General features: G+C 59.5%; 21 protein-coding genes and 1 pseudogene. 17 read left to right on the forward strand and 5 right to left on the reverse strand.

The features are described from left to right. Nucleotides 1-85 precede the first annotated feature (85 nt). The 3 genes from OHL14_RS14685 to OHL14_RS14695 are packed head-to-tail and all read left to right on the forward strand — an operon-like array spanning nt 86 to nt 2993. Nucleotides 86-1744, forward strand: a complete 1659-nt coding sequence (locus tag OHL14_RS14685; RefSeq protein ID WP_263380104.1) for an alpha-L-fucosidase — start codon at nt 86-88, stop codon at nt 1742-1744. Nucleotides 1745-1790: 46 nt separating this feature from the next. After that, on the forward strand, nt 1791-2456 hold the full coding sequence (locus tag OHL14_RS14690; protein ID WP_263380105.1) for a CatA-like O-acetyltransferase: 666 nt from the start codon (nt 1791-1793) through the stop codon (nt 2454-2456). A gap of 9 nt (nt 2457-2465) precedes the next feature. Beyond that, entirely contained in the window at nt 2466-2993 is a 528-nt protein-coding gene (locus OHL14_RS14695; protein ID WP_263380106.1) for a GNAT family N-acetyltransferase, read from the forward strand. Here OHL14_RS14695 and OHL14_RS14700 read toward each other — a convergent pair. After that, on the reverse strand, nt 2990-3292 hold the full coding sequence (locus OHL14_RS14700; RefSeq protein WP_263380107.1) for a hypothetical protein: 303 nt from the start codon (nt 3290-3292) through the stop codon (nt 2990-2992). The two genes, OHL14_RS14695 and OHL14_RS14700, sit on opposite strands and share 4 nt — an antisense overlap. Before the next feature lie 11 nt (nt 3293-3303). After that, entirely contained in the window at nt 3304-4419 is a 1116-nt protein-coding gene (locus tag OHL14_RS14705; RefSeq protein WP_263380108.1) for a WD40/YVTN/BNR-like repeat-containing protein, read from the reverse strand. Between the two features lie 310 nt (nt 4420-4729). Between OHL14_RS14705 and OHL14_RS14710 the strand changes: the two genes are divergently transcribed. The 5 genes and pseudogenes from OHL14_RS14710 (at nt 4730) to OHL14_RS14730 (ending at nt 9353) form a co-directional block, all read left to right on the forward strand. Next, the gene (locus OHL14_RS14710) at nt 4730-5776 is read left to right on the forward strand and encodes a VWA domain-containing protein (RefSeq protein ID WP_263380109.1); all 1047 of its coding nucleotides are present in this window, start codon (nt 4730-4732) and stop codon (nt 5774-5776) included. A 204-nt stretch (nt 5777-5980) separates the two neighbouring features. Further along, nucleotides 5981-6232, forward strand: coding sequence for a hypothetical protein (locus OHL14_RS14715; protein WP_263380110.1), 252 nt, complete (start codon nt 5981-5983; stop codon nt 6230-6232). Beyond that, complete coding sequence (locus OHL14_RS14720; RefSeq protein WP_263380111.1) at nt 6196-7737, forward strand: AMP-dependent synthetase/ligase; 1542 nt, start codon at nt 6196-6198, stop codon at nt 7735-7737. Before OHL14_RS14715 ends, OHL14_RS14720 begins: the two co-directional genes overlap by 37 nt. A gap of 192 nt (nt 7738-7929) precedes the next feature. Next, nucleotides 7930-8868, forward strand: a pseudogene (locus OHL14_RS14725) (MBL fold metallo-hydrolase). A 230-nt stretch (nt 8869-9098) separates the two neighbouring features. After that, nucleotides 9099-9353, forward strand: a complete 255-nt coding sequence (locus OHL14_RS14730) for a helix-turn-helix domain-containing protein (RefSeq protein ID WP_263380112.1) — start codon at nt 9099-9101, stop codon at nt 9351-9353. 152 nt (nt 9354-9505) lie between these two features. On the opposite strand, the gene OHL14_RS14735 is transcribed toward OHL14_RS14730, so the two are convergent. Continuing rightward, a complete protein-coding gene (locus OHL14_RS14735) occupies nt 9506-10402 on the reverse strand; it encodes a metallophosphoesterase (protein WP_263380113.1) in 897 nt (298 codons plus the stop codon). Between the two features lie 96 nt (nt 10403-10498). Here OHL14_RS14735 and OHL14_RS14740 point away from each other — a divergent pair, with 96 nt between their 5' ends. The 6 genes from OHL14_RS14740 (at nt 10499) to OHL14_RS14765 (ending at nt 17682) form a co-directional block, all read left to right on the forward strand. Then, the gene (locus tag OHL14_RS14740) at nt 10499-11617 is read left to right on the forward strand and encodes a M24 family metallopeptidase (protein ID WP_263380114.1); all 1119 of its coding nucleotides are present in this window, start codon (nt 10499-10501) and stop codon (nt 11615-11617) included. Nucleotides 11618-11671: 54 nt separating this feature from the next. Then, nucleotides 11672-12175, forward strand: coding sequence for an acetyl-CoA carboxylase biotin carboxyl carrier protein (accB, locus tag OHL14_RS14745; protein WP_263380115.1), 504 nt, complete (start codon nt 11672-11674; stop codon nt 12173-12175). 89 nt (nt 12176-12264) lie between these two features. Next, a complete protein-coding gene (gene accC, locus OHL14_RS14750; RefSeq protein ID WP_263380116.1) occupies nt 12265-13647 on the forward strand; it encodes an acetyl-CoA carboxylase biotin carboxylase subunit in 1383 nt (460 codons plus the stop codon). 88 nt (nt 13648-13735) lie between these two features. Next, complete coding sequence (gene thiE / locus OHL14_RS14755) at nt 13736-14395, forward strand: thiamine phosphate synthase (RefSeq protein ID WP_263380117.1); 660 nt, start codon at nt 13736-13738, stop codon at nt 14393-14395. Nucleotides 14396-14424: 29 nt separating this feature from the next. Beyond that, entirely contained in the window at nt 14425-16011 is a 1587-nt protein-coding gene (locus OHL14_RS14760; RefSeq protein ID WP_263380118.1) for an APC family permease, read from the forward strand. A 45-nt stretch (nt 16012-16056) separates the two neighbouring features. Further along, a complete protein-coding gene (locus OHL14_RS14765; RefSeq protein WP_263380119.1) occupies nt 16057-17682 on the forward strand; it encodes an amino acid permease in 1626 nt (541 codons plus the stop codon). A 3-nt stretch (nt 17683-17685) separates the two neighbouring features. Here OHL14_RS14765 and OHL14_RS14770 read toward each other — a convergent pair whose 3' ends face one another. Next, entirely contained in the window at nt 17686-20544 is a 2859-nt protein-coding gene (locus OHL14_RS14770) for a hypothetical protein (RefSeq protein WP_263380120.1), read from the reverse strand. 97 nt (nt 20545-20641) lie between these two features. Between OHL14_RS14770 and OHL14_RS14775 the strand changes: the two genes are divergently transcribed. The 3 genes from OHL14_RS14775 to OHL14_RS14785 are packed head-to-tail and all read left to right on the forward strand — an operon-like array spanning nt 20642 to nt 22878. Further along, nucleotides 20642-20965 carry a hypothetical protein gene (locus OHL14_RS14775; protein WP_263380121.1) on the forward strand — a complete coding sequence of 108 codons (324 nt, stop codon included), beginning with the start codon at nt 20642-20644 and terminating at the stop codon, nt 20963-20965. A 6-nt stretch (nt 20966-20971) separates the two neighbouring features. Next, entirely contained in the window at nt 20972-21427 is a 456-nt protein-coding gene (locus OHL14_RS14780; protein WP_263380122.1) for a hypothetical protein, read from the forward strand. Between the two features lie 35 nt (nt 21428-21462). Then, nucleotides 21463-22878 carry a deoxyribonuclease II family protein gene (locus tag OHL14_RS14785; RefSeq protein WP_263380123.1) on the forward strand — a complete coding sequence of 472 codons (1416 nt, stop codon included), beginning with the start codon at nt 21463-21465 and terminating at the stop codon, nt 22876-22878. 5 nt (nt 22879-22883) lie between these two features. On the opposite strand, the gene OHL14_RS14790 is transcribed toward OHL14_RS14785, so the two are convergent. Then, nucleotides 22884-23642 (reverse strand): ABC transporter ATP-binding protein, encoded by a 759-nt coding sequence (locus OHL14_RS14790; RefSeq protein ID WP_317890425.1) that lies wholly within the window; start codon nt 23640-23642, stop codon nt 22884-22886. Nucleotides 23643-23682: the final 40 nt, after the last annotated feature.

The following is a 23682-nucleotide window of genomic DNA, read 5'->3' on the forward strand; positions in this document are numbered from 1 at the left end:
AAGGTCACCGACCCCTTGACATCTATTTTGTATTTATTACGGGTGAATGTTCATTTTTATGATTGATAGTCGTAGAATGCTGCTTATGAATCGACGGACTCTGCTCTCCCTCTCTGCTCGTGCCGGACTTGTGGCTGCTCTTCCTCGACTGGCTTTGGCTGCTCCTGCTGTTGCAGAGGGGCGCGCCGTGGCGCGGCCTACGCCGGATCAGGCGCGGTGGCAGGACCTCGAGATGGGCATGTTCATTCACTTTGGGAATGAGACCTATCAGAACGGCCGACCGGGTTCGTACACGGTGCAGCCGTCTGAGGTGAACCCGGTGAATCTCGATACGGATGAATGGGCGAAGACCGCGCTGGCTGCTGGGGCGCGGTACATCGTGTTTGTGGCGAAGCATCAGTATGGATTTTGCTGCTGGCAGACGAAGACGACGGATTTCGGTTTAAAGAGTTCGCCGTGGAAGAACGGCAAGGGCGACATCATGCGTGAGCTGCAGGCTTCGTGCAAGAAGTTCGGGCTGGGGCTTGGGGTCTATCTATCGCCGCGGGACGATCACTTTGGGGCGGCGACTGGCGGCATCTGCAAGACGCCGGAGGAGCAGAAGAAGTATGACGCGATCTATCGCGAACAACTGACGGAGTTGTTGAGCGAGTATGGAGAGCTGGTCGAGGTTTGGTTCGATGGAGCGACCGCGACGCCGGTGGGCGATATCCTGAAGAAGTATCAGCCGCATGTGGCTGTGTTTCAGGGGCCGAACGCGACGATTCGATGGGTGGGCAATGAGGATGGCTTTGCCCCGTATCCCTGCTGGAACGGCATTGAGCGTCGCGATGCGGTACACGGAACGGCGACGGCGCTGGATGGAACTCCGGACGGCGACGTATGGTTGCCGAACGAGGTGGATGTGTCAATTCGTCGGCCGGACTGGTTCTGGACGCCGACGGATGCGAACAAGGTGCTGACGGAGGAGCAGCTGCTCTCGATCTACTACCGTTCGGTGGGGCGCGGAGGTCAGCTGTTGTTGAACCTGCCGCCCAATCCGACGGGACGCTTCGATGCAGCGGATGCAGAGGCCGCGGCGAAGCTGGGCGCTGAGGTGAAGCGCCGGTTTGGTAAGTCTGTGGCAGAGACGTCTGGCGAAGGACGTGCTGTGACGTTGATGTTGAAGGCGCCTGTGCGGATCGATACGGTCATGCTGCAGGAAGACACGATGAAGGGGGAGCGGGTACGCGGTTATCGGTTGGAAGGCCGAGTTGAGAGGGCGTGGGTGGCACTGGGTGAAGGCTCGGCGATTGGGCAGAAACGGATTCAGCCGGTGAAGCCGGTGACCGTGGAGGCATTGCGTGTGGTGGCTACGAAGTCTGTCGGCACGATGACGCTGCGGCGGCTGGCCGTGTTCGATACGGGCATGGCGCCGCCGTCGGATTGGAATGCGGCTTCGTCGCTGTGGGCGCCAGACCTGGTGGGCGGCTGGAAGGGTGGCCACTTCGATCTGGATCTGCATGGGCATACCAAGGAGGCGGCGCAGTATCGTCTGCGGCTGGTGGCGAGCGAAGGTGCGGTGACGGGGATCAGCGATGTTGCGCTGATGCTGGGCGGAGCGCCGCAGCCGAAGATGCTGAAGAAGGTGCCGGGCAAGCCAAATGAACTGATTCTGGATGTGACGGGAATGGGCGACTCGGGGACGATCTCCGGAACGGTTGAAGGCGCAGCGAGCGGGCAGATTCTGCTGGGCAAGCTGTAAGCGGGGGCCTCTGCCATGGAGATTGCGGAGGCGATACGATGAAGCCATGGATGAGAAGTTCAGGGCGGATGCTGTCCAGATCGATTTGAAGACGTGGGAGCGTGGACCGCTTTTTGGGTTATTCAGCGGATTTACAGACCCCTACCACGGGGTCTGTATCCGTGTGGATTGCACAGAGTCGTTTCGTTTTGCGAAGGACAGCGGGCTCTCAGTATTTCTTACGCTGCTGCATCGATCGCTGGTGGCGGCGAACGCGGTTGAAAACTTCAGAACTCGTGTGGTCGATGGAGCTGTGTGGGAGTACGGCACGATCCATGGCGGCAGCGCTGTGGGTCGCGCAAACGGGACGATTGGTTTTGGCGACTATGTCTATCAGCGAGAGCTTGTGCCGTTTGTGCGTGCCGCCTCGGCTGAGGTGGAGCGCGTAAAGAGCCGCGATGATCTGGAGCGGTCGTCCCATCAAAATTTGATCCGCTACTCGGTGTTGCCATGGTTCGACTTCACGTCGATCTCACATGCGATGAATCTTTCAAAGCCTGATTCCGCGCCGAAGATTACGTTTGGCAAGATCACGGAGGCTGGCGGTCGGAGCACGATGCCGGTGTCGATTCATGTGCATCATGGGCTTGCGGACGGGTCGCATGTAGCCCAGTTCGTAGAGCGCTTTGAGCAGGCTTTGGAGTCGCCTGAAGCGCTGGAGTTGGGGTTGTAGACTGGGTCGATGGTGCTGATCGAGGCGGTCGACGCAGATTTGAGCGAAGTGGCGGCGCTGGCAAATGTGGCCTATCGGAGTGCGGGCGACGGTGCCAGCTGGAACTCGGAGACAGGGATTATCGCGGGTGTGCGAACGACCGAAGAGGCGTTGCGTGAAGATGTGGCCGCGAAGCCGAAGGCGAGGCTGATGCTATGGCGCGATGAGGCTTCAGGTGAATTGTTGGGGACGGTCTGGCTGGAGCCAAAGTCCGCGGAGACGTGGTATCTGGGGCTGTTGACGGTGCGGCCGGGATTGCAGAACCAGGGAAAGGGGCGGCAGTTGCTGGCGGCTGCAGAGTCCGACCTGCGTGAGCGTGGAGCAAGCCGAGTGCGGATGACCGTGCTCAATGTTCGCGCAGGGCTGATCGCCTGGTACGAGCGGCGTGGGTATGCGCTGACCGGCGAGCGCGAGGAGTTTCCGTATGGGGACGAGCGGTTTGGGACGCCGCTGCGGGACGATCTGTACTTTGTGGTGATGGAGCGGGCGATTGCTTAGCCGCCTGCGATCCCCGCGATGATGAGCAGCGGCTCGCGGCCTTCTGCGACGCTGGTCGGGAGTGGAGCGTCGAGCGGGAGCTGGGAGATGTCTTCCATCTCTGCGAAGAAGCGCAGAAAGGGGCGGCGTTGCTGCGTGTGATGGTCGCGGATGGTGCCGCGAAGTGCAGGGTAGGCCGCTTCGATGGCGTCGAGGATTGCGTTCAAAGTAATGGGAGGGGCGAGGGGCAGCGAAAGCTCGTGGGTGGGTATGCCTGCGAGCTGTCGGAGATGTTGGGGAAGTTCGACGCGGATGAGCATGAGAGCGCGGTCTAAGGGAGTGTCTGGGCTTCGATGGAGAGAACCGCTGGAAGGTTCTGAGTGATGGCGCTCCAGGTATCGCCGCCGTCGGGCGAGCAGTAGACCTGGCCGCCGGTGGTGCCGAAGTAGATGCCGCAGTCGTCGAGCTGATCGACGGACATGGCATCGCGCAGAACGTTGACGTAACAATCTTTCTGCGGGAGGCCTTTCGTCAGGGGTTCCCAATCATTGCCGCCGCAGCGCGAGCGATAGACCTTGAGCTCGCCGTCGAGGGGGAAGTGTTCGGAGTCGGACTTGATGGGGACGACGTAGACGGTGTCGGGCTGGTGGGCGTGGGTGTCGATGACGAAACCGAAGTCGGTGGGAAGATTGCCGCTGATCTTCGTCCACTGATCTCCGGCATCGTCTGAGCGCATGACGTCCCAGTGCTTTTGCATGAAGAGCGTGTTGGGTCGGGCTGGGTTCATGGCCACGTGGTGGACGCAGTGGCCGACCTCGGCGGTGGGGTTGGGAATGTACTTGGAATAGAGACCTTTGTTGATGGGCTTCCATGTCTTCCCGCCATCGTCGGTGCGGAAGGCTCCGGCGGCGGAGATGGCGATGACCATGCGATCGGGGTTGGCCTTGTCGAGGATGATGGTGTGGAGACAGAGACCGCCTGCGCCAGGCTGCCAGGCTGGGCCGGTGGCGCTGCTGCGAAGGCCGGGAAGCTCGTGCCAGGAGAGGCCTGCGTCGGTGGTGCGAAAGAGTGCGGCATCTTCAACGCCCGCGTAGCAGGTATCGGGATCGGTGAGCGAGGGCTCGAGGTGCCAGACGCGTTTGAACTCCCAGGGGTGCGCTGTGCCGTCGTACCACTGGTGTGTGCCGGGAGTGCCGTCGTAGGCGAATTTATTGCCGACCGGGTTCCAGGTGAGGCCACCATCGTCGGAGCGCTGAATCTGCTGGCCGAACCAGCCACTGGACTGTGAGGCGTAAAGGCGATTGGGATCGGCGGGCGAGCCCTTGAGGTGATAGAGCTCCCAGCCCGGGAAGTGAGGTTGAGAGACGGTCCAGTTCTTGCGTGCGCCGTCGGCAGTGAGGACGAACGCACCTTTTCTAGTTCCAACCAACAGTCGGACGGAGGACATGGCTGTAGCTCCCTCAAAATTGCAAATGCAGGCGCGGCCAGTATAGGAGATGTGGGCGCAGGTGAGCAGCAGATTCTTCAGCGCCGCGCGATTTAGGAGGTTTGAACCACAGGGAGTTTTCGGATTCCTGCAACCCCAGGCGCTGGTTCTCCGTCGTAGGTTCTAACGGTTGGCTCTGCTGAGGTATCGCCGAAGAGCGGCGAGCTATCGTACATTGAAGAGGCGACTTTCTCGCTGCCGCGTTGGAATGCACCTGCGGCGCGTTGTTGCAAGGGGTTTTATGCACGTTCGCAGTACTTGCAAGACTTGGATGATCGGCTCGATTTTGTTAGCGGGGCTGCTGACTGGACCACAGTCCGCCGTGGCGCAGAACTCTACGCAACCCGCACAGGTTCCGGACCTGACGCATGATGCCGACCCGGTGCCCACGCCTGATGGCGCCTCTCCGGCAGCCCCAGCTCAGAAACAGGAGCCTCAGGACAATGCGATCTCCAAAGAGAACGGCAAATATGTTCTGCACACCGATGCTTTTGAGGTGCGGTTGAATGCTTCGGTATTCGATGGCTCGGGCAAGGCCGTAGATACGCTCGGAGCTTCGAGTTTTCATGTGTATGAAGATGGTGTTCCGCAGCAAATCGTGGGTTTCAAGCATGAGGATGTGCCGGTGTCGATCGGCATCCTGATCGATAGTTCGGGCTCGATGTACGACAAGCGAGCGGCGGTGGACACTGCCAGCTTGAATTTGGTGCGGCTGTCGAATTCGCAGGATGAGGCTTTTCTTGTCGATTTCAGTTCTGAGGCTTATATCGATCAGGACTTCACGAACAGCATTCCGAAGCTGCAACAGGGTTTGAGCTTCATCCGCTCGAGCGGTGGCACGGCGTTATATGACGCGGTGATTGCTTCGGCGGATTATCTGTCAAAGAACGCGCATCGACCGAAGCAGGTGCTGCTGATCGTGACGGACGGCGACGATAATGCGTCGAGCGCCACGCTGGAGCAGGCAATTCGGCGTGTGCAGGAGCTGGACGGTCCTGCTATCTATTGCATCGGCCTGCTCTTCGGCGATGACACGAGCCGTAGCGAGGCGAAGCACTCCAGAGAGGTTCTCAGCGAGCTGGCTGCGCAGACGGGTGGAGTTGCCTATTTCCCGAAGGCGCTGAAGGATGTGGACGAGATTGCGCAGGAGGTCGCTGCTGATGTTCGCACGCAGTACACCATTGAGTACCGCTCAACGAAGCCGATCTCGCAAGGCGGCTACCGCCAGATTCATGTAGAGGCCAAGGAAAAGGGCTTCCATGCGCTGACGGTACGTACACGTGCCGGGTACTTCCCGAAGGTAGCTAAGCCCCAATAACCTGATCTGCCGGCACGATATGTCGAAGGAGCCATCAGTCTCGGGCCTTCAATTTGTTTGGACCGTGGTTATTGCTTTCGCGCGAAGAGGAAATCGCATTCGTCTGAATCTGCATCCAAGCCAAGAGCCTGACCGGACTTAGCCTCATCGGGATAAGATGGTTCGGGTTTGCAGTGGCTGGGCCACTGCGGGAGAACAGACCGGATGCTGGAATTTTCGACGATCAACGAGTTGTTCCTTACGATGAGCCACAAGGGCTCGAAAACGGTTGCTCAGTGGAAGGACGGCAGCGAGTGGAAGCCCATCACGTCGCAGCAAATGTATGGACGGGTGCGGGCTGCGGTGGCACTGTTGCAGTCGTGGGGAATTCAACGCGGCGATCGTGTTGCGATGGTATGTGAGAACCGCTGGAATGGCCTGTGCTGGATTTCGCAATTCTCGGCATGGGCGCGGTGAGCGTGCCGCTGTATCAGACGCTGACGCCGGAGCAGATGGGTTATATCCTTCGCGACTCAGGCGCGCGAGCCTTCTTTCTTTCAACCAAGCAGCAGTTCAAGAAGCTGGTGGACGCAGGCGAGGTTCCTGCGCTGGAGCATGTGTGCGTGCTCGACGATGGGCAGTTCGACAATGCTTTGAACTTCAGCGAACCGATGAAGGGCGCGCCGGCGTTGGAATCCCCGGATGAGGGATTCGATTCACTCTTGACGCAGGTAAAGCCAGAGGAGCTGGCGACGATTGTGTACACGTCGGGGACCACAGGCGATCCCAAGGGCGTGATGCTGACGCACCAAAATCTGGCGGATAACCTGAAGCATTCGACAGACGGGCTCTACATTGACGAGAAGGATTCGTCGATCTCGTTCCTGCCGCTGAGCCACTGTCTCGCACGACATCTGGACTATGCGATCTATGGCAATGGTGGGCAGATCGCTTACCTGCCGAAGTTCGATGATCTCGTAGGCGCCACAAAGGCTGTGAAGCCGACGATCTTTCTGGCAGTGCCGCGTGTGTTTGAGAAGGTGCGGCAGGGGACGGAGTCGAAGCCGCAGGGCTTCCGCAAGAAGATCTTCAACTGGGCGCTGGGCGTGGGTAAGAGCAATCGCGCGACAGTCGCCAAGGGTGAGGAGCCGGGATCGCCGCTGTGGAAGCTTGCGAACAAGCTGGTGTATTCGAAGCTGCGCGAGGCTCTGGGCGGCAACGTGCGGCTGTTCGTCTCGGGTGGAGCCCCGCTGGGTATGGATTCCGCGAACTGGTTCCTCGATATGAACGTGCGCATCTTTGAAGGCTATGGCCTGACGGAGACATCGCCGGTGCTGTCGCGCAACACTTTTGATTCCTATCGGTTGGGTACAGTCGGTGAAGTGATACCGAATATTGAGATTCGTACCGCAGCCGACGGTGAGATCGAGGTGAAGGGCACTTCGGTGTTCGCGGGCTACTGGCGGCGTGAAGAGGCAACGAAGGCTGAGTTCACCGAAGATGGGTGGTTCAAGACCGGTGACATTGGCAAGCTGGAAGATAATTTCCTCTCAATCACGGATCGCAAAAAGGAGTTGCTTAAGACCAGTGGCGGCAAGTACATCGCGCCGCAACCGATTGAAGGCAAGCTGAAGGCCGATGGCCTCATCAGCAATGCTGCGCTGATCGGCGACAACCGTAAGTACGCGAGCGTCTTGATCTCTCCGAACATTCCGGCACTGGAGAAGTGGGCGGGACAGAATGGTGTCGCGGCAGGCGACCATGCCGCGATGGTGAAGGATCCGAAGGTGCAGAAGCTGTACGAAGAGATCGTGAAGAAGGTGAACAGCGGTCTGGAGCATCACGAGACCATCAAGAAGGTGACAGTGGTGTCGGAAGAGTGGAATGTGGACTCCGGCGAACTGACGCCCAGCATGAAGCTGAAGCGCCGTGTGATCCTCGAGAAGTACAAGGATGAAATTGCAGGGATGTATCACGAATAGAAGGGGCATCGAAATGAAAAGCTCCGAGTCTCAGCCGAGGAATCGACTGGGAATCGGAGCTTTTTTTCGTAGGACGAAACGTTCGGTGGGATGGTGCATCCTATTAGATAGATGACCCTGTTACGACGATCGACCAAAGTAGGGAAAACCTATCAGAATCCCGTTCCAACGCAGGTTGGCGGGTTCAGCACGATGTGGAAGGTGCTGCCCGAGTTCCTGTTTAACCGCCAGGAGGCAGAGCCGAAGACGCCGCTGGGACCTTTCACGACGGATGCGTCAGTGTATGCGAAGAACCCAGCAAGCGGGCTGCGGGTGACATGGTTCGGGCACTCCTCGTCCCTGGTGGAGATCGACGGCGTGCGGGTGCTGATCGATCCCGTGTGGGAGCAGCGGGCCAGCCCCTTCTCTTTTATGGGGCCGAAGCGCTTTTATGCGCCGACGCTGGCGCTGGAGGCCATGCCAAAGCTGGATGTGGTGCTTATTTCCCACGATCATTACGACCACCTCGGCGCTAAGACAGTGAAGCGTTTGGCAAAGTTGCAGCCGCAGGCGAAGTGGGTGACGGCGCTGGGTGTTGGTGCGTGGCTACGCAAGTTTGGTGTCGCTGCTGCACAGATCACAGAGCTGGACTGGACGGAGAGCGTCGAGGTTGGAGCCTTGAAGCTAACGATGTGGCCTTCGCGTCACTTTTCCGGGCGCGGTCTCGGTGACCGGTTTACGACGCTATGAGGCTCCTACGTGCTGGAGACGCCGCAGCACCGTTTGTATTACGGGGCGGATTCGGGCCCCTGGGAAGGTTACGCGGAGATCGGTGCTCAGTACGACGGTTTCGACGTAGTCATGCTGGAGATTGGGGCGTCTTCGCCCTATTGGCCGACCATTCACCTGGGACCAGATGCTGCCGTCGCAGCGTATGAGGCGATGGGTGGGCTGACGGGTGGTGGCGTGCTGATGCCGATTCACTGGGGACTCTTCAATCTGGCACTGCATGGGTGGCGCCAGCCAATGGAGCGAATGATCGAGCTGGCGGCGGAGCGCGGCGTCAAACTATGGTCTCCGCGACCAGGGGAGCCGACGGAGGTCGTACGCGGCGATGGTTTGTGGTCGTCCTGGTGGCAGCAACGAGGCTAAGTGTTCTTGCTTCAGGCAGTTGCAAGATAAACCTAACTTGTAGCTTGAGAATGTGTTGACTTGCGAGATTCCTAACTCCTTCGTTAGTAATGACTTAGTTACTCTTGCCGGATGCAGTTCCTAAAGCAGGAACGTGCCTGAGAAAACTCTTGTATGCCTGTGGAAAATCCGGTACAACAGCAACTACCGGAAAGAACGCGGAAGATTCCGGAGGTCTGGAGACGAAAGCCATGGCAGCAGTAGCGCAGGGGCAGCAGGTAGCGGTTCGCGAGGTGATGGATATCCGTCAGGCGGCGGAGTACCTGGGCATCAGCGGCGACACGCTGTATCGGTACGCGTCCGAAGGCTTTGTGCCGGCGTTCAAACTGGGGAACCGGTGGCGGTTTCGCAAGAGCCTGCTCGATAACTGGATGGATGAGAAGAGCGGTGTGGTTTCGGCGTCGGTGGACCCGGCGGTGAAGAAGCCGGTGGCGCGGGCACGGTAGCTGGCCTTCATCTGTCCTACCGTGAGCAGACTCGCTGCTCCGAATAAAAATCTCCAAAGAGTACGGCGCTCTTACATATTTTCGAAGGCGGCGCTTCGCGTGATGCCCACCTTAGCTGCGGCGAAGATGGGGCACCCGATCTCTGGGCATGACTAAGTGTCGTCGCGCATCAGGGTGAAGTGCGAGATCTCCGAGGGGCAATGAAAGCGGAAGGGCAGGCCGACGGTGCCGATGCCACGGTTCACATACAGTTTGGTATCGCCTACCTGGTAGAGACCCTGCACATACTTGCGGCCAAGCGGAGGCAGGATCAGTGGACCTGCGATGGGCAGGCGTACCTGTCCGCCATGGCTGTGGCCTGAGAGCATCAGGTCGACTTTGGCAAAGCGCGGATCGAGCGCAAGAGTGTCGATGTAATCGGGTTCGTGGCACATCAGGATGATGGGTACTTTTGGGTCGTGAGGGAGTGTGGTGGCCAGGTCCGGCTTGTTGAACGAGGCGTCGTCAGTCCCGCCGAGCCAGATGCGCTCATAGCCGCGCTCGATGGGGACGTAGCTGTCGATAAGGAAGGGCGTTCCGTGGGTGCGGAGGACGTCCACGATTCGCCGGGGGCCGACGGCGGCTTCATGGTTGCCGAGAATGGCGTAACGCTGGGGTGCCTGGAGGCCAGAGAGGATTTCGGCGGCGACCCCTGCATATTTGAAGGCATAGGAGGCCGGCAGAGGGCCGCGGCTGATGAAGTCGCCAGTAAGGAGTACAAGGTCAGGGTTAAGGGCGTTGACCTCGGCAACCACCTTTTCGAGGAACCAGGCCTCGGTGTACTCCTTCAGGTGGATGTCACTGATCTGGACGATGCGGAAGCCGACGAAGGTGTCAGGCAGGTTCTTCAGGGCGAAGACGTGGTGTGAGGTTTCAAGCTGATGCCGACCGATGGTTCCAGAGTAGGCGGCGAGTCCCGCTGCGAAGGCGGCGCCTCCACCGATGAAAGCCCGGCGGGTGATTGGGGACACCGTCTTTGGATAACGGCGGAGGCCGGAATCATAACGCATACATCATGATAGCTGGTCTGGTCGTCTGTTAGGTACTGGGAACCTTGATCGTCGGCTATCGTCCATTTCAAGACCCTCTACAGGTAAAATCAACGGATGCAACAGGCAGGAACGAAGAAGCCCGGGTCCCAGCATTCTGAACGACGTAAGCAAGCCGCGAAAGCTGCGGCAAAGGCTGGGGCAGCGGCGTTGCTGGTGACACATCTGCCAGACGTGCGGTATCTCACTGGATTTACTGGCTCGAACGGAGCGGTAGGGATCGCGGGTGGGCGCGCTGCCTTATTTACAGATGGACGGTACACGACGCAGGCAAGGGACGAAGCTCCCGGGCTCAGGGTAAACGTAGAAAAAGGCTCCGCTGCGGTGCGTGCGGTGGAGTGGCTGGCGGGTCTGGGTGTGGCGACCTGCGCTTTCGACGCAGGACAGACCTCAGTAGCTGATTTCGAGGCGCTGAAGAAGGCTGTACCGGGGAGGGTGCGGCGAAGCTTCTTTGTAGCGGCAGATGGACTGGTTGCGAAGATCCGCGAGATCAAGGATGCCGGCGAGATCAAGCTAATGAAGAAGGCTGCTGCCTTGGGGTGCCATCTCTTTGAGGGTGTATTGGAGCACATGGTGGTCGGCGCCACGGAGATGGAGGTAGCTGCTCAGTTGGAGTTGCTGGCTCGTCGGGGCGGCGCGGAAGCGATGAGCTTCGAGACGATTGTGGCGAGCGGTGTGCGCAGCGCGCTGCCGCACGGACGCGCGACGCGGGCTAAGCTGCCGAGGCGTGGCTTCGTGACCCTGGATTTTGGAGTTGTATTGGATGGATACTGCTCGGACATGACGCGCACGGTACACATGGGCAAGGCGAGTGAAGAAGAGTGGGACGTGTATCATTCGGTGCTGGAAGCACAGAAGGCAGCAGTGGCTGCGGTGCGTCCAGGTGTGAGCTGTGGCGATGTGGATGAGGCAGCGCGATCGGTGCTGCGAGCGGCTGGGCTGGAGAAGGCTTTCAGTCACTCCACCGGGCACGGCGTAGGGCTGGAGATTCATGAAGGACCCCGGGTGGCGGCGAAGCAGGAGCAGGTGCTGGAGCCGGGGATGATGATTACGATTGAACCTGGGGCGTATCTCCCCGGCAAGTTCGGCGTGCGCATCGAAGATATGGTGCTGGTAACGCCGAAGGGTGGCGAGGTCTTGACCGCCGCAAGCCCGAAGGCGTGGATTGAGTTGTAAGGGCAGGGATTAGGAAACAAGGATTAGGGATTAGAAATACAAATAGGAGATGAGATGGATCAGAAGGATTTGAAGGAGTTGCAGGAGCTGGTTGAGTTTTTGAAGGCCAGCGGGATTGCCGAGTTTGAGATGGAGCGCCCGGACCTGAAGGTGGGCCTGAAGTTTGTGGGCACAGCGGCTCCGTCGAGTGGCATTGATGCGGCGCAGCTGGCGGCGTTGATGTCTGCGTCACGTGGCTCGGCTCCAGCGGTTACTCCCATGGCAGCTGCTCCTGTCGCTGCGGCGGCAGCTCCGGCGGCGCCTGCGGCTGATCCGCATGAGGGCGCGCACATTGTGAAGTCGCCGATCGTGGGCACTTTTTATGCTTCGCCTTCTCCCGATGCGCCTGCTTTCGTGCAGGAGGGTGACACGGTGAGCGTGGGCAAGGTGCTCTGTATCGTCGAGGCCATGAAGCTGATGAATGAGATTGAGAGCGATGCCGCTGGCAAGATCGTGAAGGTATTCGTCACGCCTGGTCAACCGGTGGAGTATGGGCAGCCGCTGTTCGCGATCAAGTAGGGTCTCGTGGCGCAATGGTGAAGCAGATTCTTCCGTTGCGCTGCGGAATGACAAACTAAGAAGCAAGAATGTTCGAGTAAGGGTGCTGGATGTTTCGTAAAGTTTTGATTGCAAACCGTGGTGAGATTGCGCTGCGCGTCATCAATGCGTGCAAGGAAATGGGTGTCCGCACGGTTGCGGTGTACTCGGAGGCGGACCGCAACAGCCTGCATGTGAAGTTTGCGGATGAGGCGATCTGCATCGGGCCACCGCCTTCGAAGGACAGCTACCTCAACGTTCCGGCTGTGATCTCCGCAGCGGAGATCACGGGCGCGGATGCGATTCATCCGGGCTACGGGCTGCTCAGCGAGAACGCTAGCTTTGCTGAGGTGTGCCGCGCAAGCAACATCAAGTTTATCGGACCCCCGCCTGAAGTGATTCAGATGATGGGTGAGAAGTCGACGGCGCGCCAAACGATGAAGGACGCGAAGGTGCCGATTCTGCCGGGTTCCGACGGCATTCTGTCCAGCGAGCAAGAGGCGCTGAAGATCGCGGAGAAAATCAAGTATCCGGTGATCCTGAAGGCAGTCGCCGGTGGTGGCGGTCGCGGTATGCGCATCGTGCGCACCAAAGAAGAGCTGCCTGCGCTTTACCAGAGCGCGTCTACCGAAGCGTTAAATGCGTTCTCGAACGGCGACCTGTACATGGAGAAGTTCATCGAGCGTCCACGCCACATCGAGTTTCAGGTGCTGGCCGATGAGCATGGCAATGTGATGTCTCTTGGCGAGCGTGAGTGCTCGATTCAGCGGCGGCATCAGAAGCTGATTGAAGAGGCTCCGAGCCTGCAGATCACGCAGAAGCAGCGTGAGGACATCGCGGCGGTCATCAAGAAGTCGCTGAAGGCGATTGGTTATTGGAATGCTGGAACGATTGAGTTTCTGATGGATGAAGATGGCGAGATCTACTTCATCGAGATGAACACGCGTATCCAGGTGGAGCACTGTGTCACCGAGATGGTGACTGGCGTCGATCTCGTGAAGGCGCAGCTGCGCATTGCGGCGGGCGAGAAGCTCTCGGACATCGTGCCGGAGGTGCCGATCATCACCGGCCATGCGATCGAATGCCGTATCAATGCAGAGCATCCGGAGAAGTTCACGCCGAGCCCCGGCAAGATCAAAGTCTTCAACCTGCCCGGCGGCAATGGTGTGCGCGTGGATACAGCACAGTATGCCGAAGGTGTGGTGCCGCAGTATTACGATTCGCTGATTGCGAAGCTGATCTGCCATGGCAAAGATCGCGAAGAGGCGATGGACAAGATGCAGCGCGCGTTGAGCCAGTTCGTGGTGCAGGGAATCTTCACGTCGATCCCGTTACATCAGCGGATCTTTGCCGATGAGGGCTTCCGGTCCGGCGACTTCGATACGAAGTTCATGGAGAGGTTCCTGGAGCGCGAAAAGGAAGCTCGCGCGAAGGAAGCGGAGAAGACCGCGTAGACCCGATTTGGAAAGTGCGCGGGTGTCATAAGAGCGATGGCGGAGCGAAAGCTCCGCCATTTCAACGCAGGACGTGGGATGTAGGTTGATGGATATACCAAAACTGTATGTGATCGCCGACCGCGCAACGCTAAACGCACGCAGGGTGAGCGTTGCTGCATTCGCTACGGAGCTGGCGCAGGCAGGTGTGCGGCTGGTGCAGTATCGCGATAAAGAAAATGGCCCGCAGGAGGTCTTGCGGGCTGCTGCGGAGATTTCGGCGGCGTTTGCAGGGCGAGAGGCCATGCTGGTGATGAATGACCGCGCTGATCTGGCGAAGCTGGCTGGCTGGAACGCGGTGCATGTCGGGCAGGGAGACCTGCCGGTGCGCTCGGCTAAGCTGCTCGTGGGGGCTGTCGGCGTCTCCACGCACAATGGGACGCAGGTGCTGGAGGCGGATGCTGCGTTCGAGGCCTGCGAGGCGGACGGTGCGGCGGCTTTGGCTGGGTCGTGGGACTACATCGCCACGGGGCCGGTCTTTGCGACGGGAACGAAGAAGGATGCCGAGCCTGTTGTGGGGCTTGAGGGCGTGCGTCGGGCGAGGTCGCTGACCCAAAAGCCCCTGGTGGCCATTGGCGGCATTACGCGGGAGAATGCGCAGAGTGTGATCCATGCCGGTGCGGACTCGGTGGCCGTGATCAGCGGGCTTTTTGTGCCGGGGATGACCGTAGCGGCGGTGGTGGAAGACTTTCTGCAGCGTTTACGGTAGGTTGAAGGAACGTGAATCCTCTCAAACCCATGGCTGGTCAAGAAGCAGGTCCTTCGCCTACGGCTCAGGATGACAAGGTCTCCGGCGCTGCAACCCAGCCGCACTTTGTGCAGGGCATGGGGCTGTTTTCGGCGACGGCCATCGTGATGGGCTCGATGATTGGGTCAGGCATCTTCATCGTGCCTGCGGATATGAGCCGCACCCTGGGTTCGCCCGCATTGCTGATTGCCGCATGGCTGGTGACGGCGGCGCTCACGATCATCGGAGCGCTGAGCTATGGCGAACTCGCGGCGATGATGCCCAAGGCGGGCGGGCAATATGTGTACCTCCGCGAAGGTCTGGGGTCGATCTGGGGCTTTCTGTATGGGTGGACGCTGTTTCTCGTCATCCAGACAGGAACGATCGCCGCGGTGGGTGTGGCGTTTGGGAAGTTTCTCGGAGTTTTCTTCCCCAGCGTGAGCCAGACGAACTGGATCGTTCACATCGGCAGCGGCAACGTCGGACTGAGCACGGCGAACTTTGCGGCGATTGTGATTATTGTGCTGCTGACGTTTACGAACACGCGCGGGGTGAAGACCGGGGCGGCGATTCAGAATGTGTTTACCAGCGCGAAGGTGCTGGCGCTGCTGGCGGTGATTGGTGTCGGGCTGCTTTTATTTTTTGAGCACAAAGACGCAGAGGGACTCGCTGCAAACTTTGGCCATAACTTCTGGTCACTCGCGTTTACAAAGTACCAAGGCTTTTCCAGTAGTCAAGGGCACTCAGGACCAATGCTTCGTGCTGGGATCTCGGAAATTGTTTTGAACGTCGCTATTGCCCTCGCCATCGTGCAAGTGGGGTCGCTTTTCTCTTCGGATGCTTGGAATAACGTGACCTTTACTGCAGGTGAGATTTCCAATCCAAAACGAAACCTTCCACTCTCGCTCGCCATCGGCACTGGAGTTGTACTTCTTCTCTACATTGCCTGCAATCTTGTGTATTTGAGTGTGCTACCGATGAATAGCATGTTCAACACTTCCACGTTTCATCCTCAAAGTCTGATGGAACTTGGGATAGCCGGTGCGAAACAGGACCGCGTTGCTACTGCCGTCTTGCAGGCTGCCTTCGGCGCCATCGGTGCGAAGCTGATGGCGGCGGCTATCCTTGTCAGTACCTTCGGCTGCGTGAATGGGATGCTGCTCGCGGGTGCTCGCGTCTATTACGCGATGAGCCGCGATGGGCTGTTCTTCAAGACGGTAGGCAAACTCGATCGGAAGTCGAACGCGCCGGTAAACTCTTTATGGATGCAGTGCGCTTGGGCGTGCCTGCTGTGCCTGAGCGGCCAGTATGGCAACCTGCTGGACTACGTGATCTTCGCTGTGCTGGTGTTTTACGTGCTGACGATCGTGGCGTTGTTCCGCCTGCGACGCACGCAGCCGGATGCACCGCGACCCTATAAAGCGTTCGGCTATCCGGTGCTTCCGGCGCTGTATATCGTGATGGCGACCTGGATTTGTGGTGTACTGTTGCGATACAAGCCTCAGTACACGTGGCCTGGGTTGATCCTCGTGCTGTTGGGATTGCCGGTGTACGCGATCTGGCAGCGACAAGCGAAGAAGGCACTGATTGGCGAGTAGTGGTTTGTGATTCGTAAGATAGGAAACAGGAGAAGACTCTAGGCAATGGCGAAACTTTTTGCAACGAAGTCGATGGCAGTTCTGATGGCCGAATCGGAGGCCACAGGCGAAGGCACGTTGAAGCGATCGCTTGGACCATTCCAGCTGACCGCGCTGGGTGTAGGAGCTGTGATCGGAGCGGGCATCTTTGTGCTGGCTGGTCTGGGCGCTCATTACGCTGGCCCCGGCCTGATGCTCTCGTTCGTGCTGAGTGGACTGGGTTGCGCGTTTGCCGGGCTCTGCTATGCCGAGTTCGCCGCAATGATTCCGCTGGCTGGATCGGCTTACACCTATGCCTACGCTACGCTGGGCGAGCTGGTGGCATGGATCATCGGTTGGGACCTGACGCTCGAGTATGCGATGGGCGCCAGCACCGTTAGCTCGGGCTGGTCGAACCATTTTATTGAGCTGATGCAGATCTTCCATATCAATTTTCCGCTGTGGCTGGCGTATGACCACTGGACGGCGCTGGGCGTTGCTGTCGAAAATGTTTGCCGTCAGGTGATGGCGACGAACTATCCGTCGCTGATCGCCGGTTCGCAGGAGTACATTACGCAGCTGGGTGCGCTGAAAGCAGCTCCGACTGCGGACGTGATTGCGCGCGCGCATGTGCTGCTGGGCGCTCCTGTTCTCTTCGGCCACGAGATCGGTCTTAACCTCCCCGCGTTCATCATCGCCATGCTGGTCACGTCGATTCTCGCGATCGGTATTCAGGAGTCGGCGAAGTTCAACTCCGGCATCGTGGTGTTGAAGGTGGCGGTCGTGCTGTTCGTGTTGGGCCTCGGTTCACACTATGTGCATCCGGCTAACTGGGGCGCGAACTGGCACCAGTTTGCTCCGTTCGGATTTGCGGGCATCGGCGCTGGAGCGGCGTATATCTTCTTCGCGTACATCGGCTTCGATGCTGTTTCGACGACGGCGCAGGAGGCGAAGAACCCGCAGCGCGATCTGCCGATCGGCATCATCGTCTCGCTGGCTGTCTGTACGCTGCTGTATATCGGCGTAGCTGCTGTACTGACGGGCATGGTGCCGTGGCAGCAGGTGAGCATTGAAGCTCCGATTGCGCGCGCATTCCTCGATCGCGGCCTGCCCTGGGCGAGTGACATTATCACTGCGGGTGCCCTGGCTGGATTGACGAGTGTGATGTTGGTCATGCTTCTTGGTCAGACCCGCGTGCTGTACGCGATGGCAAACGATGGCTTGCTGCCGAAGAAGTTCTTCGCTGAGGTGCATCCGAAGTTCCGGACACCGTTCAAGAACACCTATCTGGTCGGGCTTATCGCTGCGATCGTGGGCGCTCTGACGCCGATCGACGATATCGGCAAGATGGTGAACATCGGAACGCTGCTGGCGTTCGTGATCGTGTGCATCTCGATCATCGTGTTGCGCCGCACTGACCCTGACAAGGCTCGTCCGTTCCGCACGCCGTGGGTACCGCTGGTGCCGATTCTCGGAGTGCTTTTCAACGGCTACATGATGATCAAGCTGGGTTGGTTGAACTGGGCCCGTCTCATTATCTGGCTCATCATTGGTCTGGTGGTGTACTTCACCTATGGGCAGAAGCACAGCCGGGTGCAGCAGAACCTGCTGCCGGGCGAACTTGATCCTGGTGCGGATAGCCCCGGAGCGTAAGCCTCACGAAGGTTGGTTCGTAGGGGAGCCCGGCGATGCTGCCGGGCTCTTCTGCGTTTGTGTGGGCGTAGCAGGAGCAGATTTCTTCGAGGAGCCCTCGCTCGCAGGTTGTTTCTCCGACTGCTGTCCTTCTCCGGAAGACTTTTCCTTCTCGGAGGTCGACCTGCCCGCGCGATGCGTGCGATTCGAGGGCGGGGCCGGGAAGATGACTGAATCGACCGTCGCAGGATCGTCGCGCAACTTCAGGAAGACTGTGTACGCCGCGGGGTGAGGCACCGTGAGAGCGTTGCCGGTATAGCCATCAGGTACCGGCGTCGAGACCGTAAAAGTCGGGTCCGTCGATATGGCCTGCACGAGGAAGAGGTTGCTGCCAGTCAGGGTGCAGGGCTGGGATTCCGCTTCTGGGCATTGCAGTTGCGTTAGCGTCGGCAGTCGCACCAAGGTGACAAAGGGAAGCCAGTCGCTCGTGGCAGCTTTGTCTCCCGGGAAGACAGCGCGCAGGTGCAACGCTCCAAAGGCACTGGGTCCGAAGGAGCGCAGCGGGTCAAGCGTGGCCACCACGGTGTGAGGATCCTGCAGGAGTAGACCGCCCGAGGGCGCAAGCGTCAATACCGTGCGCAGGGTACCGTCGAGAGTCTCGATCTCGATCTGTCCGTTGCGTGGAAAGTTGCTCTGGCTCTTTACGGTGAAGGTGAGGCTTGTGCTGAGTGGCAGGTCGTCTGGATTGGGCAGAGCAATGAGAGAGTTGGTCGGCGCAGCGGTCTTGCTGAGTAGTGAAAGCGAAGGTCGGGGGGAGCCGACCGTCACAGGTACGGTGATCGATCGTCCGTCGTGCAGGTTTAATTTCGCAGAGAGGTGGTCGCCATCGTGGATCGAGGGCGGCGGCAGCGTTGCAGGCAGAGCGAGGCGAAGCGTGTCTTTTCCATCGGAAGAGGTAAGGCCGTCCGGTGTCGGCGAAAAGACGAGGTCTCCGAGCATCAGCTGCGAAACTTCGTTCAGGTGCGACCCCATCAGCTGGAGTGAGCGATCTCCGGCATGAAGTTCGACGCCGGTGATATTTGCAGGCTCCGCGAAGGTACGCGCGGCGAGTTTATCGGGCTTCGGCTGATCGAACTGCTGGATGTCGAGGTTTAGGTCACCTGGCGTGATGTTGTGATCGAGCGGCAGAGTGAGCGCCAGCACCTGGTCAAGAGGTTGAGCTTCAGGGGCAGGCGTTGCCTCTGGCGTATCCGAGGGTGGGGTCAGAGGCTCGGGTTTGAAGGCGATGTTGATGTTGGCCCGCACGCCGTTGGGCCTAGCCGTGATCGTATGCACGCACGAGGTACCTGAAGAGGCGAGCAGCAACTGTACGTTACGGCCAGCGATCAGGTCGGGATTGGCATCTCCGCGGGCGACAATGTGCCAACCGGAGCCGGGGAGTTGCTGCAGGGGCATGGTCGGTCCAGTAAAGCTGTCGAAGCCCCATCGGCCCATGACGGTGCCTGTCAGCAGGACCGGCTTGGGCTGAGTCGCCACAGGCGCCGGAGTTCGGGTGACTGGCGCTGCGGGTCCAGTATCGGCGGACGCCAGGGGTTGCGGCTGCGGCAGGAGAACGTGGTGCTCGGGCGTCTGCTGCAGTACAAGGCCGCCGAAGTAGGCATCAGGCACCAGAGGGATGTCCGGTTGAGTGGGAGCTCCGGGGGGTGTGTTCAGGTGCAACACGAGATTATGCGCGAAGTCGGCGGAGAAGACCAGCGGAGCGCCCTCGGTAGGGAGTACGACCGAGGGTTGAATGAGGCAGCTAACGTGGTTGGGGTCGGCGGCGCGCAAAGGTGGAGGAGTTGCCGCCTGCACGGCGGGCAGAGCTATGACCAGCACAGACTTCGGATTATGGAAGGAGGGTGGTGTGTTCAGGCGCAGGTTCATCTGCTCGGCCTGTGGGAAGCTGATGGCGGGGATGTATTGGAACTGCGCCGTGTGCAGGCTGCCCATAATGCGAATCACGTCGACAATGGCGCCCACGTAGGCGGAGTAGACGCCAGCGCCCAAAGCCTGCGTGTAGCTGGCCTGCTGGATGAGATCGGAACCTGGTCCATTCGAAAGTGCATTGATGACGGTCTGCCCATGGCCATCGTCCAGCACGACCTGGGTGCCGGTCTGCGTCAGACAGCTGAATTGTGTATCGACTGGGCGCTTGAAGCAGTCTGCATTGGGCTTCAAGGCGAGAGTGCGCGCCAGCAGATCGGAGTGCTTTTGCAGGTCGGCCGGATCGGCTGGAGGTACGCGGCGAATGTCGGCGATGTACTTTTCGATGCGTGCCTCTTCGAAGCCAGCCTCGATCAGATCCTGGGAGGCGCGGACAAAGGAGCCTGGACGACCTTGGACTGCGGAACGTAGCGTAGAGAAATCACCGCCGGTTTCGGGCGCCATGAAGATCAGCGCCTGCTGGGCTTCGGCGGGCACGGTGATAAAGACGCCTTCGGCGCGGACGTGATGGTCCCAGGTCTCAACACGGGTAAACCATTCCGGGGGCGGAGGGTTGGTGGTGCCTCGCAAGAACGTAACGATCAGCAGATACTTGACCGACTGGGTGGGTGGCAGGTCGGGGTGAATCCAAAGCTTGTCGCCGGGCTTCAGTGTGGGAACCTGGGCGATTGGCAACGTGACGCCGTTGCGGGTAACGCGCACATCGATCTTGGGACCGACGAGGTCAAAGCGCGCGGTGGCCTGCGCCTGCGCATGCGGCAGGCCAAAGGTGAGGAGCAGCGAGAGGAGCGTAACCGTCTTGCGGGTGAAATACCCCATAGGTCTTAGTTTAGATGCGACCTCGCCGAGATTGTTGCTGTGGAGGATCTCATGCAGACCAAATCGAAGGGGGGCCATCCGAATGCAACAGAGAAAAGTGGTTGGAGAGAAAGATATTGTTGCTACTGACAAAGACTGGTGCTAGCATCGGCGCGTTCCTACAAACCAAATCTATATGTCACCTGCTGTGATCCTGGGCCTGGAGTTTCGAGGTTTTCTCGCGCTGCTTGCAGCGACGTTCGCCTATCGCATGTTGACCGGGCGACTGTCGCTGGCCGGACTGTTTGCGGACAAGACGCGCAACCAGCCCGTGAGCCCGGAGCGGGTGCAGCTTTTGATTTCAACGATCGCGGTGAGTGCTCGGATTGTCGGCCAGGCAGCGCACGGCAGCACGGTGTTTCCAACGGTATCAACGCAGGAGCTTGTGGTGTTTGGGGCCAGTAGCGGCGTGTACATGTCTGTGAAGGCCGCCAAGATGTGGTTGCTAAAGACGATCTAAGGAGAGATGACGATGGGTTTGATGCAGACGATCTGCGGTTACGGTGTGTGCCTGTTCATGGGGCTGCTTTGCGCGACCTTGCTGTGGTTTATCTGGACCGACAAGATCGACCTTTCGAAGGTGTTGTCGGAGGCGAACGGCTCCGCAAGCATCTCGCGCCTGCAGTTGCTGATCTTTACCCTCGTGGTCGCGATCAGCCTCTTCATGATGGTGGAGACCAATCATGTGTTTCCGGCGATTCCTGACGGCATACTGACGCTGCTGGGGATCAGTGCGAGCACCTATGCGGTCGGCAAAGGAATCTCCTACAGCCGCGATGAAGGTGTGACCACGCCGGAGGAGCGCGCTGCCGTGCGAAATAGCGCTCAGCAGATGTCGAATACGGGTGCAGCGGTCGCCGCCGACGCCTCAAACGTGGTGTCATCGGGTGCTGATCCTTCTCCTGCAAACACCAACAACTAGAACGTTGTCGGGCGCGATTGCTGAGGAGAAAGACGATGCCGGCTAAGAAAACGACCACGACGGTAACCACCACGACTACGACGCCCGCAGCGCCAAAGAAGGGCAGTCTTGTGCGCACGATCGGTCCGGCGATTCCGTTAGCCATTGCGCTGGCTTGCGGATCGCTGAGCGGTACCGGCAAGGCACCGCAGGCTGTGCCCGAGGCTTCCACCACCCAGATGGTGATGGGCGCCGCGACGCCTAGTGCACCACCGATGCCTCTGTTGGCGAAGGGGCATCCGGTGGACTGGTGGTTCGTCTTCAAGCTCGATGCGAAGGCATACCCGAACTGTGGCGGAGGCGATATCACCTGTCCGTTCGGTGGCAGCAAGCAGACCTATGCTGGCGGCCAGCAGTTTGTGTATGCGAGCAGTGAGGCGCCGGCGCTGGCAAAGAGCGCGCAGGAGTGTCTGGGTACCACAACGAGCGATCCTGTAGGAGCTACTTTTGACGAGGTCTTCAACGGCGGGTATCACTACCTGATCTGGAACGATCAGTTTCATGATGTGAGTCCGGCGGTTCTTGGCTGCTCGAAGGGCGACTGCGGATCGCCCTGGGGTCATTCCAAGGGCATGGTGGCGTGGAACGATGCGGGTGAAGGCTTCGTGATGCAGGTCAGTACGCCCTCGTGGCCGAACGCGGGCAACCTGAAGTCGGTGCAGGCGACAGGGAACACGCTCGGCTGTATCAACGGTGACGACGACGTTGAGGTGAGTCAGCACTTCTTCGCGCTGAAGCTGAACGAGACGGACTTGAAGGTGGTGCTGACCTCGTTGAGTCAGGCCAGTGTGGCGACCGATCCGAACAATCCGCAGGTGGCGAACATCGGCGGGCCCGCCGATGTGATCGACCTCCTGAAGCAATTGAAGCTTGGAGTAAAGTCGACGCAGACGGTGCTCGACCCGGCGATGCCCGTGACGCTTTCAACGGGAGTGCGCCTGATTGCAAAACCCTCAGGGCTGCATGTTCCGCCGTGGCAGATGGTGTCCTCTGTGCTGGGCGGCGTGCCGCTGCGTGCCGCGACGTGGTGGGCCACGCCGTATATTCCTTCAACGACGGGCGGAGCTCCTCCGGCTTGCTGGGACAGCTCTTTGCCAACCGCTCCAGGTGCGGTGGAGATTGCGACCTCTGGCAGCTGGAACGGAGGTCCGGTGTTCAACCTGAAGGGGGAATCCGGCACGGATGGCAATCATGCGAAGATCGGTGTTTCGACCAGACCGGGTGATGGGTTGGCGATCTTCGGGGACGAGAACCAGCAGGGAACGCTGGACGGCCCGGACGGAACCTGCGACAGCAGCCAGAATGGCCGCGGTGGCATGTTCTTCGTGATGAAGAACGCGACGCTCTCCGCCGACATGGCCAAGCTGATAGCCGGAGGAACGGCGGCTACGACGCCTCCGGTGACTCCATAATGAATCTAGCGGACGCGGCGGCTGGGCCCGTCGGACTCAACCGAACCGTCGCGGATGCTGATGACGCGATGAGCGAAGTCAGCGATGTCCGGTTCATGCGTCACGAGAATGATGGTGTTGCCCTGCGCCTGTAGTTCATCGAAGAGGGCCATGATCTCGACCGAGGTCTTCGAGTCGAGGTTGCCGGTGGGTTCGTCGGCGAGGATGATAGAAGGCTTATTCACCAGGGCCCGAGCAATGGCCACGCGTTGACGCTGACCGCCCGAAAGCTCGTTCGGCTTGTGGTGCATACGGCTACCGAGATTTACCGATTCCAGCACGAACTTAGCGCGCTCGATGCGCTCGGCTGCAGGCGTGCCGTTGTAGATCAGCGGCAGCTCCACGTTGTGCAGAGCTGTGGCACGGGCCAGCAGATTGAAGGTCTGGAAGACGAAGCCGATTTCCTTATTGCGGATGCGGGCGAGTTCATCGTCGTTCAGCTTTGAAACGTCATGCCCGTTCAACCAATACTGTCCCTTGCTCGGCGAATCGAGGCATCCGAGTAGATTCATCAACGTTGACTTGCCCGAGCCTGATGGGCCCATGATGGCGACGTACTCGTTGTGGCGGATGCGGATATCGATACCGCTCAGGGCATTTACGATCTGATCACCCATCTCGTAGGTCTTCCACAGATTGTCGGTGACGATGACGTCGCCTTCGCGGGGGCCGGATGCGTTGGCGCCGATGCGGTCTTGTTCAGGCGGGTCGATGGTGTAGGCCATGAAGATCTCCGATAAAGCTTCAAAGAGGGATAACGTTTAT

It is taken from the genome of Granulicella paludicola, from assembly GCF_025685545.1.
GTDB lineage: Bacteria > Acidobacteriota > Terriglobia > Terriglobales > Acidobacteriaceae > Granulicella > Granulicella paludicola.